This window comes from Pacificimonas sp. ICDLI1SI03, from assembly GCF_054740865.1.
This window is the reverse complement of the sequence record NZ_JBSQAU010000001.1, coordinates 1,396,507-1,407,328: the sequence shown is the minus strand read 5'-3', so window position 1 is coordinate 1,407,328 and position 10,822 is coordinate 1,396,507. Positions and strand designations below refer to the sequence as shown.

Genomic DNA, 10,822 nt, shown 5'->3' with positions numbered 1-10,822 from the left:
CCGGCACGAGACCGGATGGTGAGGAGAATGACACATGAAATTTTCAATTATCTATGAAGCGCAGATGGTGGACACCTCGCGCGAGGCCGAGGCTCGCTGCTTTGAGGAGATCGTCGAGCAGGTCATGCTGGCCGAGGAGGTGGGTTTTGACACCATCTGGGCCGTCGAGCACACCGCACTGACGCAATATGCGCACATGTCCGCGCCGGAAACATTCCTGGCCTATATCGCCGGTCGCACCAAGACCATCGGCATCGGCCATGGCGTTGTCTGCCTGCCGCCGGCGATGAACCATCCGGTAAAGGTCGCCGAACGCATCGCGACGCTGGATATTCTTTCGGGCGGCCGCGTACATTTCGGCATGGGCAAGGGCGGCACTCAGCAGGAGGCCGGCACCTTCGGCTATGACCTGGCCGACCTGCAGCCGATGATCGACGAGAGCATGTACCTGATCCCGAAGATCATGGTCGAGGACGAGATCGAGCATGACGGGGAATATATCAAGATTCCACGCCGCCCGATCCATCCGAAGCCGGTGCAGAATCCGCATCCGCCGCTTTATTATGCCTGCACGCGCGAAGCGACGCTGACGCTGGCTGGCAGCCGCGGCATTGGTGCGCTGGTTCTGGGCTTCTCCGGTCCGGAAGAGATCGCGAAGAAGAACAAGATCTATCGCGAAGCATTCGCCAACCGAAAGGCGGAGGACCAGGTAGGTTATCGCCCCACCGAGCATCTGGCGGCATTCTGTGCAGCCTGCGTGCTAGACGACCGGGACGAGGCACGGCGTATCGGACTGCGCGGTCAGCGATTCTTCGCAGAGGCCATCGCGCACTGGTATCAGGGCGGTCCGAAGCCGACCCCGGTCGACCTGTCCGCCGAGGAGCAGGAAGCCGCGCTGGGTCAGAGCAAGGAGGCAATTGTCACCTATCTGTCCGAAGAGAAGATCGAGATCGGCGACGAGCACACCAGCAATTATGCCGTCGCGCAGGACGCCTATGGCACGCCGGAGGATTGCATCCGTTATGTTACCCGTCTGCGTGAAGCCGGCGCGGACGAGGTGCTGTTCCTGTTCCAGATGGGCGGTATCCCGCATGAGACGATCATGGAGACGATCCGCAATATCGGCGAAAAGGTGATCCCGCACTTCCGCGAAGGCAATCAAGAAGCGATCGCAGCCGAATGAGCGCCTCCGCGTTCGAGAGGCGCGTCGCACTCGTCACGGGAGGCGGATCGGGAATCGGCAGGGCGGCGAGCCAGAGGCTCGCCGCCGACGGCAATGCCGTCATCGTGGCCGACCTGAACGAGGAATCGGCGCAGCATACCGTCTCTCTGATCGAGGCGGCGGGCGGCAAGGCGCTTGCCGTGCGTGCCGACATTGCCAGCGAGTCCGACAATGTGCGGATGTTCGAGGCGGGCGAGGAGGCCTTTGGCGGCATCGACCTCGCCTTTCTGAATGCAGGCATGCTGCAGCCCTATTTGCCGTTCGACCAGGTCACCAACGACATGTTCGACCGCGTGATGGGTGTGAACCTGCGCGGGACGTTTCTGGGACTGCAACAGTCATTGGCGCGACTTCGCCCCGGCGGTGCCTGTGTCGTCACCTCTTCATCCGCAGGCATGATCGGCTTTGCAGAAGCGGCGGCCTATTCGGCATCGAAGCATGGCGTCGTCGGGCTCGTCCGTTCGGCGGCTGCCGCCTTTGCGGCGCGCGACCTGCGGGTCAATGCGATCTGCCCGGGGATGGTTCTGACGCCGATGAACGACTTTTCCGGTTCGGACGAGGTCGAAAATGCCGACGCTTTGAGCAATCCCGATTATCGGGGCGGGCTGTCCGCGCAGCACGTGGCCGAGGTAGCACTGTTCCTGCTGAGCCAGCGTGCCGCCGGCGTCAATGGACAGGCGCAACTGGTGGATGCGGCGCTGCTGTCGTCATTCCCGCCGCTCCCCACCTGACGGTTTGCGGGCTTGGGGAGCGATTGCAGGCAGGCTTCGGCATCAGGCGTCGCTATCAGCCTCTGGCGGTGCGGCGCTGCCGCGGCTGAGGCCCGGCAGGCTGTGATGCACCAGATGCACCAATTGCGACTGTCGCTTCACCCCGGTCTTGGCAAATATCGCCCGCAAATGCGCGCGGACCGTGTTCAGGGAAACGCCGAGCGCCTGGGCCGTATTGGCCAGCGAAGCGCCACTGGCGATGGCAGTCGCGGTGGCCGCCTCCGCCTGCGTCAGCCCCAATGTCTCGCGTACGGCGTCGGCGGATATTTCGGGCGGATGCACGGGGTCGTTCAGAAAGAGGACGAATGCCGGCCCGCCGCTGGCCATGACATAATCGGGGGCATTGGCGCCGCCGATGACAAGCAACAGGTCCCCACGTCCAGACGGCCGCTCGATGCGGATCGTCACCGGGGCGGCGAGGTCGCCGGCCTTTACCGTGTCGCGCAAATGCCGCGCATGCGCGCTGACGTCGAAGGTGACACGATCACCATTGAGATGAATACCGTCTCCTTCGTTGAGGAGGGTGGAGGCACGAGCGTTGAGCCGAATCACCTTCCCCTCTCGATCCAGGATGATCATGCCGACGGCCATCTGCGCAATCGCGCCCGCATAGATCTGCTGTTCCATCTTGTCCGCGGCCAGCCGGTCGAAGAGGCGCAGCGCGATGCGAAGGTGGGGAACGAGGGATTCCAGACGCGCATGATCGTCGCGGTCGAATGGCGGCTGGTCGACATCGCGGGTCAGCCGCAGGCGCAGTTCCAGGCCGCTCGCCTCCCCTATGTCGACACCGATGACTTCATCGCTGCTCGTTTCGGTCAGGAAGGCGCGATAGGCGGCGTTGTGGCGCAGCGTATCGTCAGAAACGAAGTCGCGGAAATGCATGACTTTGCCCTCTGGCAGGCCCGTGAACGGATCGCCGGCGAACAGGCGTGCGGCATAGTCCTGCCCGATGCTGGGGTCCGCGCCGGGCGTCAAAATGATGCCGGGCCGGTCGGCCGCCCCCGGCGTCAGGATCAGAGTGGCCCAGGTCGCGCCCGAGGCAGCCGACAGAACATCCAGAAACGCGGACCATGGTTCCTCGTCCATAAGACTGTCAAACAGCGCCGCCAGTACGGCGGGCAGATTGTCATAGACGGCGTCGGCGCCGGGTTCTGATGAAGCATAGAGTTCGGACATTAGCGGAGAGTTAGAATGATTGACCCGATTTTGCAGCATGTGATTGACCAGATGGCCGAGAGTGGCTTTGCCCTGCCCGAGCCGATGACGGCGGAATCGATGCGCGCGGTACTGGATATGCCGATTCAGGGCGAGCCGATTCCGGTTGGCGAAGTGCGCGATGTTACAATCGCGGGAGCGGAAGGGACCATTGCGGCGCGGCTGTATCACCCCGCGCCGGGCGAGGAACGGTCGCTGGCGGTCATGATGCACGGCGGCGGCTGGGTGATCGGCACGCTGGACACGCATGACGGACTGGCGCGCGTTCTGGCGAGGGAAAGCGGTTGCGCGATCCTGTCCCTCGCCTACCGCCTTGCACCCGAACATCCGTATCCCGCGCCCCTCAACGACTGTCTGGCGGCGGTGCGCGAACTGCCGTCGCGCGCGAAGGAGTTTGGCGTGCGCGCCGGAAGCTATGCGGTGGTCGGCGATAGTGCGGGCGGGAACCTGGCGGCGGCGCTATCGATTGCGCTTGCCGGTTCAGCCGACGCGCCCGTGTGCCAGGTCCTGCTCTATCCGGTCATCGACCGCGATTTTGAAACCGCCTCCTACCGCAACGCGCCAGAGGGGGGATTTCTGAACACGGATATGATGCGCTTTTTCTGGCAGCAATATGTCGGCGATGCAGAGCCCGATGGGCTGGCGGCGCCGATCCGCACGAAATCCCTGTCCGGCGTTGCGCCTGCGACGATCATTCTGGCCGGCCACGATCCGTTGCACGATGAGGGCTTCGCCTATGCGGTTGCGCTGCGCGAAGCGGGCGTGCCGACCAACCTGCACGACTTCGCCGGTGGCATTCACGGGTTTGCCAGCATGGCGGGCGTGGCGCCCATTGCCGATCAGGCCGTCGGCCTGGCGGCGGCGGCGCTGCGCCAGGGGCTGGCGGCGGGATAGCAACCTGTTGGGGGGCGGCCGCTGGAACGCGGCCTGCCCCCTCCCCATCAATCCCGGGCGTTGATCCGGCAAATGTCGGCGGCGGCCAGATAGCCGAACGTCATGGCGGGGCCGAGCGTCGCGCCGGCACCGGGATAGGAATAGCCCATGACAGAGCCGGCGACATTGCCGACCGCGTAAAGGCCGGGGATCGTGGAGCCGTCCTCACGGAGGACGCGGGCACGTTCGTCCGTGACCAGGCCGCCATTCGTACCGATGTCGCCCAGGTGTAGCGGGATGGCGTAAAAGGGCGCCTTCCCAATGCTGCCGAGACTGGGGTTCGGTGACACGCGGGGGTCGCCGTAAAGCCGGTCATAGGCCGCATCGCCGCGTCCGAAATCGGCGTCCTTGCCATTGGCGACCATCGTGTTGAAGCGGTCGACCGTAGCCTTCAGCGTTGCGGGGTCGAGTTTTGCAGCCGCCGCGAGCTCCTCGATCGTCGATCCCTTTACCAGCACTTCTCGCACACCGGCCGGCAGCATCGATTCGGGCATTCCCGGGATTACCGGGCCGGCAGGATAGCTGGCGCGGTAGCGCGAATCGAAGATCAGCCAGCTGGGGTCCGTCGCGGCGCCGGGCTTGTTTTCCGTCATCATCGCCTCACCGAAGCGGTGATAGGACAGTGCCTCATTCGCGTAGCGTTTGGCCGCCTGATTGACGACGATCGAATAGGGGAGCGCGCGCTCCACCGTCGACAATCGGCTGCGATCCTCGCCAGGCACGCGGAACATCGGCGCCCACCAGGCGGAATCCATGTTGCGCGTTGCGGCACCGTGGCGTTCGGCCTCAACCAGCGTATCGCCGGCATTATTCACCTGCGATCCGCTGGCGACCGGCGTGTCGTTCGCCGCCTTCAGATATTTCTTGCGAAGCTCCGCATTACGTTCGAATCCACCGGCGGCAAGGATGACGCCTTTGCGCGCGCCGATGCGGACGGTTTTGCCTTCGTGCTTTACCTCCGCCCCGACGATCTTTCCGCCCTCCTCGATCAGGGAGACCATGGGGCTTTCCAGCCATAGTTGTGTACCGGTCTGGTCGAGCGCATTGCGCAGGCCGCCCAGAAGCGCGGTACCGAGCGTCAGGCGCCGGTCGCGCGGGCTGCGCAGCCGTTGCGGAATGTCCAGCATATAACCCGCCATCACCTTGCCGATGGTTTTCCACCAGCCCTTTGGCCGGAACAGCGCGATATGCGTTTCCTCCAGCTTCCAGTTGATGCGGCCCCACAGGCTGGCGGCGGGGGAGGCGCGCTGCATCGTGTCGAACGCGGCGCGGTTCATCTGGCTGGCGTGCATCTGGCCGGGGATCAGGTGTGTGCGGAATCCCTCGCGGCTGCCCTCAACCTCTGGATAATAATCGGGATAGGGCAGGGCGGCATATTGGATGTCCGCCTCCTTCTCGATCCAGGCGAGCATGTGGCGCGCATTTTCGACAAAGGCGCGGATCTGCGCGTCATCGACATTATCGGCCGTCAATTGCCGCACATAATGGAAGGCATCGTCGAGATTGTCGGCCTGTCCCGCAGCCTCTGCCAGATGACTGCCGGGAATCCATATGCCGCCGCCCGACGTGGCCGATGTGCCGCCCCACAAATCGCCTTTTTCGACAACGAGGACCTCTGCCCCCGCCTTCGCCGCCCGCAGCGCCGCGACGAGACCGCCCGCGCCAGAACCCACTACGAGGACGTCTGTTTCCCGGTCGAATGCCATTCCTGCCCCATATTCTTTGATTTCGTTATGCGCAGTCTATAGGCGCTATTAGAACGCAAATCGATAGTAATCGGGCAAGGCGGTGCCAGACTCGTTGCGACCCGAGGGCGCATAGGTCTGGGGAGGATGGTTATGGAGGATCTGGAACGGCGGATCGATCGGCTGGAATCGATCGACGCGATCCGTCAACTGGCAGCAAAATACAGCCTGGCGCTGGATATGCGCGACGCAAACGCATGGGTGGGACTGTTTCCGGAGGATGTGCGCGTCGGCGACGGAAAGAGCGGGCGTACGGCACTGCGGGCGTGGTTCGACGACACCATGCGCCGACAGTTTACCGGCACCTCCCACCATATTGGCGGGCATATCATCGAATTCGACGACCCCGATCAGGCGCAGGGCGTCGTCTATTCCAAGAACGAGCATGAAACCGGCGACGAATGGGTCATCATGCAGATGATGTATGTCGACCGCTATGAGCGCATCGACGGGCGCTGGTTCTTTCGGAGGCGCCTGCCGCTCTATTGGTATGCCACGGACCTGAACCGGCCGCCGCTGGGCGAGCGCAAGATGCGCTGGCCGGGTGAGGAGCCATATGACGGCGGTTATCATGAATATTTTCCGTCCTGGAAGGCGTTCTGGGAACGAAGCGGCGACGATGGCTCGCCCGTTGCGGAACCGGCGCCGCTGGAGGGCTTTTTGAAGACGATGAGAAAGGGCGCGGCCCCACCCCGCGTGCGGGTGCGCTGATGGCTGGCATGTTCGATCCGGTGCGGATGGGCGATCTCGACCTCGCCAATCGCGTAGTGATGGCGCCCATGACGCGTAGCCGCGCCGACGAGGAGGATCGCCCCACCGACATCGTCGTCGATTATTATCGCCAACGGGCGGGCGCGGGCCTGATCGTCACGGAGGGTGTGCAACCGAGCGCGGAGGGGAAGGGATATGCCCGGACGCCGGGCCTTTACAATGATGGACAGGTCGCCGCCTGGCGCAGGGTAACGGACGCCGTGCATGCGGCCGGGGGCAGGATCGTCGCTCAGTTGATGCACGTCGGACGGATCGCCCATGCCGCCAACCGGCAGGCAGACGTTCCGGTGGTGGCGCCATCCGCCGTCGCGGCCAAGGCGAAGATGTGGACGGAGGCAGGAGAGTTGCCGACCGAAATGCCGCGCGCGCTGGGGACGGAAGAAATACAGCGCGTGATCGCGGATTATGCGGACGCCGCGCGGCGGGCCATTGAGGCGGGATTTGATGGCATCGAGTTGCACTGCACCTCTGGCTATTTGCCGGCGCAATTCATGGCGAGCGGTACCAACCAGCGGACCGATGGCTATGGCGGCGATGCCGCCGGACGGACGCGCTTCGCCGTGGAGACGCTGCAGGCCATTTCGAAGACGATTGGGGCCGGGCGGACGGGCTTTCGCATCTGTCCGGGCAATCCGTTCAACGATCTGTTCGACGAGGACCCCCCAGAGACGCACGCCGTCCTGCTGCGAGGCGTCCGCGATCTGGGACTGGCTTATTGTCACGTCATCGCAATGCCGACGCCGCAGAAAGTGGATCAGCGCGCACTGGTGGCGGCGGAATGGAATGGGGCGACCATTCTGAACAATGATCTGGACCGGGACCGTGCGGCGCAATTGCTGGCCGAGGGTGCCTGCGATGCGGTTTCCTTCGCGCGCGCGTTTATCGCGAACCCGGATCTGGTGGAGCGCTTTCGCAGGGACGCCGCACTGGCGCCGTTCAACCCGAAGGCGCTGTATGGCGTTGGTGCGGAGGGGTATTCGGATTATCCCACACTGGCTGATTGACGCGTAAATGGTTTTCGTCGTTGCTACGCAAAAATGCGGTAGCGATAGAATATGACATGTATTGCGAACCTGTGACTTGCCCATGCGACGCATTGTGATAGGCATTATGGAAGGCGGCGTATGACCGCAGGGATGGGGAGGATCCGATGAGTGATTTTGAGAGCCGCGTCGCGGTGGTTACGGGCGCCGGCGCGGGAATTGGCCTGGCCATTGTCCGTGCATTTGTGGAGGCCGGCGCCAGTGTGGTCGGCGTCGAAATCGATGGCGAGCGTGCGGATGCGCTGCGCGAGGAACTCGCGAATGCGGATTCCCGATCCATGGTGATCGAAGGGGACGTCTGTTCTGCAGACACGGTTGCGGAACTGGCATCCACGGTCGAGGCGAAGTTTGGCGGCCTCGACATTCTGATCAATAATGTCGGCGATTTCCTGATGCTGCACAAGCCGCTGGAAATGCTGACCGACGAAGAGGTGGAGCGACTCTACGCCACCAATCTGCGCCATGTCTTTTCAGTGACGAAGGCGATGATCCCGCTGCTGCGCAAGCGCGCGCCGGGAAGCAATGTCGTCAGCGTTTCGTCCATCGAGGGGTTTCGCGGGATACCGAATTGCGCCGTTTATGCAGCCTGCAAGGCAGGTATGACCGGATTTACGCAAAGTCTTGCCCTGGAATTGGGGCCGGCCGGCATTCGGGTGAACCTGATCGCGCCCGAAACCACCGATACGCCGCAGGTGCCGGTTTCGCAGATGATTGCGCCTGAACATAAAGAGCATACCGACAAGTGGATCCCGCTGGGCCGTTTCGGAACGGTCGAGGACATGGCCGATGGCGTGCTGTTTCTGGCAAGCCCCCGCGCCGCGTGGATCACCGGCACGACTCTCCATATCGATGGCGGGGCGCTGGCTGCGGCAGGCTGGTATCGAGACAATAAGGGAACCTGGACCAATCTGCCGGTCACCACCGGCAATGGCCTGAATTTTTAGGAAAAGGGAGATACAGCGATGAAAACGCTCGTTGTTGGCGGAACCGGCATGATCGGCGGCGCTGCTGCATTGCATTTGAAGGAATTGGGTCACGAGGTGACGATCGCCGGGCGCAATTCGCCGCAGGCGGGGACACCGCTGGGAAATTTGCCGTTTCAGCGAATCGACTATGTCGCAATGGATTTCGACCGGGATGCGCTGGCGGCACACGATGCCATGGTGTTCTGCGCCGGCAACGATATTCGCCACGTCCCCGCCGACGAGGACGACGGGTTCTGGGAAAAAGCGAATTCCATCGGGGTACCGCGCTTTTTCGAGGCGGCGCGCGATGCCGGTATCCGCCGGGCCGTCAATGTCGGCAGTTTTTATCCGCAGGCGATGCCATCGCTGGTCGAGACGAACGCCTATGTCCGTTCGCGCAAGGAATCCGACGATGGCGTCACGGCGCTTGCCACATCCGGCTTTGTGCCGATGAGCATCAATGCTCCGTTCGTTCTCGGGTCGGTGCCGGAATTGGTGGTGCCGATGTTTGCCGCCTACACCCAATATGCCGAGGGCAAGCTGGGCATGGAGGAATTCGTACCGCCGGGCGGCACCAATTTCATTTCCACGCGCTCTCTGGCAGAAGCGGTCGCAGGCGGTCTGGAGCGGGGAGAGGCCGGTGCGTCTTACCTGGTCGGCGACGAGAACCTGACATTCCAGGACTATTTCGGAATGTTCTTTGAGGCGGTTGGGCGCGAAAAACCCCCCATCATAGACAAGGAACACCCCATGTTGCCGGATTCCGCGCTGTTCTTTGGCCGCGGCAATACGCTGTATTACGAGACCGACCCTCAGACCGTGGCGCTACTCGATTATCAGCGCAATGATGTGAAACGCGCGGTCGAGGAGATCGTGGCGCAATATCGCGGCGGCTGATCAGCGATGACGCCGATTGATCCCCACTCACGCGGAGAAATCCTGAACCAACTGGCCCGCTTTGCCCGCGTGGTCGATGCGAAGGACTGGGATGCTGTCAGCGACGTGTTCGCAGATGACGTCGTCTTTGACTATGGCGATCTGGGAGAGGAGCGGGGCATTGCCGCCTTGCGCGACCAGTTTCGCCGCTATCTGGATAATTGCGGGGCGACCCAGCATTTGATCGGCAGCATTATCCTGAACCGCGATGGCGATCATCTGGTCTCTCGCGCCTATGTGCAGGCGCGGCACCAGGGGGCGGGCGGGCGCGCCGACCGTTTTCTGGATACTAACGGCGAATATGTCGACCGATGGGAGGAACGACCAGAGGGCTGGCGCATCGTTCGGCGTGATGCCGTCTGGGCCATCCACATGGGGGATTTTTCCATCCTGATGCCCGAGGACGCGGCCGCAACACATAATTGAGAGGAAAGATAATGGGGAACATGTCCGGACGTGTCGTCATCGTGACCGGTGGCAGCGAGGGGATCGGCTTCGCCACGGCGAAATTGCTGGCCACCGAGGGCGCCGACGTGGTGATCTGCGCGCGTCGGCCGGATGCGCTGGAAAAGGCGCGGGCGGCCATTGCCGAACATGGCACGGTCGAGGCTCGGCAACTGGATGTCGGCGATAGTGAGGCATTTCGCGCGCTGATCACCGGTGTCGCACAGGATCGCGGGCGGCTGGACGGCCTGGTGAACAATGCGATGGCTGCCACCTACAAGACGATCGCGGAGCTCACGCTGGAGGACTGGCGCAAGGATTTCCGGGTGAATAGCGAGGCGGTGTTCGTCGGTACGCAGGCGGCGATGGAAATCATGGGGAAGGCGGGCGGTGGGTCCATCGTCAACCTGTCCTCTCTGAACGGGCTGCAGGCGATGCCGGCAATGGCAAGCTATTCCGCGTCGAAGGCGGCGTTGCAGCATTTCAGTGCCGTCGCGGCGCTTGAGGGTGCGGAGCATGGCGTGCGCGTCAACGTAATCGCACCCGGCCAGATCATGACACCGGCGACCGCGTCTTTCGTCGCGGCCGATCCTGCGCGCGAAAAGCGTGTTTCCGCAGCGATCCCGATGGGACGGGGCGGGCGCCCGGAAGAGGTAGCATATGCGATCCGGTTCCTGCTGAGCGATGAGGCCAGCTATATCACGGGCGCATGTTTGCCGGTGGATGGCGGTAAGCTGCCACAGCTATATGTGCCCGTTTAGGAACGAACGTCTGATCT

Annotated in this window: 11 protein-coding genes; 9 read left to right on the top strand and 2 right to left on the bottom strand. The window is 63.1% G+C overall.

Annotated elements, in window-relative coordinates; genetic code table 11:
• The first annotated feature begins 34 nt into the window (after nt 1–34).
• Both ACSMXM_RS06895 and ACSMXM_RS06890 read left to right on the top strand, forming a co-directional pair.
• Entirely contained in the window at nt 35–1,183 is a 1,149-nt protein-coding gene (locus ACSMXM_RS06895) for an LLM class flavin-dependent oxidoreductase (protein ID WP_460315168.1), read from the top strand.
• A complete protein-coding gene (locus ACSMXM_RS06890; protein WP_460315166.1) occupies nt 1,180–1,953 on the top strand; it encodes an SDR family NAD(P)-dependent oxidoreductase in 774 nt (257 codons plus the stop codon). Before ACSMXM_RS06895 ends, ACSMXM_RS06890 begins: the two co-directional genes overlap by 4 nt.
• Before the next feature lie 42 nt (nt 1,954–1,995).
• On the opposite strand, the gene ACSMXM_RS06885 is transcribed toward ACSMXM_RS06890, so the two are convergent.
• On the bottom strand, nt 1,996–3,168 hold the full coding sequence (locus tag ACSMXM_RS06885; RefSeq protein ID WP_460315164.1) for a helix-turn-helix transcriptional regulator: 1,173 nt from the start codon (nt 3,166–3,168) through the stop codon (nt 1,996–1,998).
• Nucleotides 3,169–3,183: 15 nt separating this feature from the next.
• On the opposite strand from ACSMXM_RS06885, the gene ACSMXM_RS06880 reads away from it, so the two are divergent.
• Nucleotides 3,184–4,101 carry an alpha/beta hydrolase gene (locus tag ACSMXM_RS06880; RefSeq protein ID WP_460315162.1) on the top strand — a complete coding sequence of 306 codons (918 nt, stop codon included), beginning with the start codon at nt 3,184–3,186 and terminating at the stop codon, nt 4,099–4,101.
• A gap of 47 nt (nt 4,102–4,148) precedes the next feature.
• Here ACSMXM_RS06880 and ACSMXM_RS06875 read toward each other — a convergent pair whose 3' ends face one another.
• Nucleotides 4,149–5,846, bottom strand: a complete 1,698-nt coding sequence (locus ACSMXM_RS06875; protein WP_460315160.1) for an FAD-dependent oxidoreductase — start codon at nt 5,844–5,846, stop codon at nt 4,149–4,151.
• Nucleotides 5,847–5,978: 132 nt separating this feature from the next.
• Between ACSMXM_RS06875 and ACSMXM_RS06870 the strand changes: the two genes are divergently transcribed.
• The 6 genes from ACSMXM_RS06870 to ACSMXM_RS06845 all read left to right on the top strand — a co-directional run bounded on the left by ACSMXM_RS06870 (nt 5,979) and on the right by ACSMXM_RS06845 (nt 10,805).
• The gene (locus tag ACSMXM_RS06870) at nt 5,979–6,596 is read left to right on the top strand and encodes a nuclear transport factor 2 family protein (protein ID WP_460315158.1); all 618 of its coding nucleotides are present in this window, start codon (nt 5,979–5,981) and stop codon (nt 6,594–6,596) included.
• Entirely contained in the window at nt 6,596–7,660 is a 1,065-nt protein-coding gene (locus ACSMXM_RS06865) for an alkene reductase (protein WP_460315156.1), read from the top strand. The genes ACSMXM_RS06870 and ACSMXM_RS06865 overlap by 1 nt, the downstream gene beginning before the upstream one ends.
• A 146-nt stretch (nt 7,661–7,806) precedes the next feature.
• Nucleotides 7,807–8,643, top strand: a complete 837-nt coding sequence (locus ACSMXM_RS06860; RefSeq protein ID WP_460315155.1) for an SDR family NAD(P)-dependent oxidoreductase — start codon at nt 7,807–7,809, stop codon at nt 8,641–8,643.
• An 18-nt stretch (nt 8,644–8,661) separates the two neighbouring features.
• A complete protein-coding gene (locus ACSMXM_RS06855) occupies nt 8,662–9,561 on the top strand; it encodes an NAD-dependent epimerase/dehydratase family protein (RefSeq protein WP_460315153.1) in 900 nt (299 codons plus the stop codon).
• A gap of 6 nt (nt 9,562–9,567) precedes the next feature.
• Nucleotides 9,568–10,026: a nuclear transport factor 2 family protein gene (locus ACSMXM_RS06850; RefSeq protein WP_460315151.1), complete on the top strand. Its 459-nt coding sequence runs from the start codon at nt 9,568–9,570 to the stop codon at nt 10,024–10,026.
• Between the two features lie 20 nt (nt 10,027–10,046).
• A complete protein-coding gene (locus ACSMXM_RS06845) occupies nt 10,047–10,805 on the top strand; it encodes an SDR family NAD(P)-dependent oxidoreductase (protein ID WP_460315149.1) in 759 nt (252 codons plus the stop codon).
• Nucleotides 10,806–10,822 lie beyond the last annotated feature (17 nt).

Coding starts and splice junctions, on each gene's coding strand:
- ACSMXM_RS06875 (WP_460315160.1), bottom strand. CDS start 5,846: ATGGCATTCGACCGGGAAACAGACGTCCTCGTAGTGGGTTCTGGCGCG.
- ACSMXM_RS06865 (WP_460315156.1), top strand. CDS start 6,596: ATGGCTGGCATGTTCGATCCGGTGCGGATGGGCGATCTCGACCTCGCC.
- ACSMXM_RS06855 (WP_460315153.1), top strand. CDS start 8,662: ATGAAAACGCTCGTTGTTGGCGGAACCGGCATGATCGGCGGCGCTGCT.
- ACSMXM_RS06895 (WP_460315168.1), top strand. CDS start 35: ATGAAATTTTCAATTATCTATGAAGCGCAGATGGTGGACACCTCGCGC.
- ACSMXM_RS06880 (WP_460315162.1), top strand. CDS start 3,184: ATGATTGACCCGATTTTGCAGCATGTGATTGACCAGATGGCCGAGAGT.
- ACSMXM_RS06870 (WP_460315158.1), top strand. CDS start 5,979: ATGGAGGATCTGGAACGGCGGATCGATCGGCTGGAATCGATCGACGCG.
- ACSMXM_RS06890 (WP_460315166.1), top strand. CDS start 1,180: ATGAGCGCCTCCGCGTTCGAGAGGCGCGTCGCACTCGTCACGGGAGGC.
- ACSMXM_RS06850 (WP_460315151.1), top strand. CDS start 9,568: ATGACGCCGATTGATCCCCACTCACGCGGAGAAATCCTGAACCAACTG.
- ACSMXM_RS06860 (WP_460315155.1), top strand. CDS start 7,807: ATGAGTGATTTTGAGAGCCGCGTCGCGGTGGTTACGGGCGCCGGCGCG.
- ACSMXM_RS06885 (WP_460315164.1), bottom strand. CDS start 3,168: ATGTCCGAACTCTATGCTTCATCAGAACCCGGCGCCGACGCCGTCTAT.
- ACSMXM_RS06845 (WP_460315149.1), top strand. CDS start 10,047: ATGTCCGGACGTGTCGTCATCGTGACCGGTGGCAGCGAGGGGATCGGC.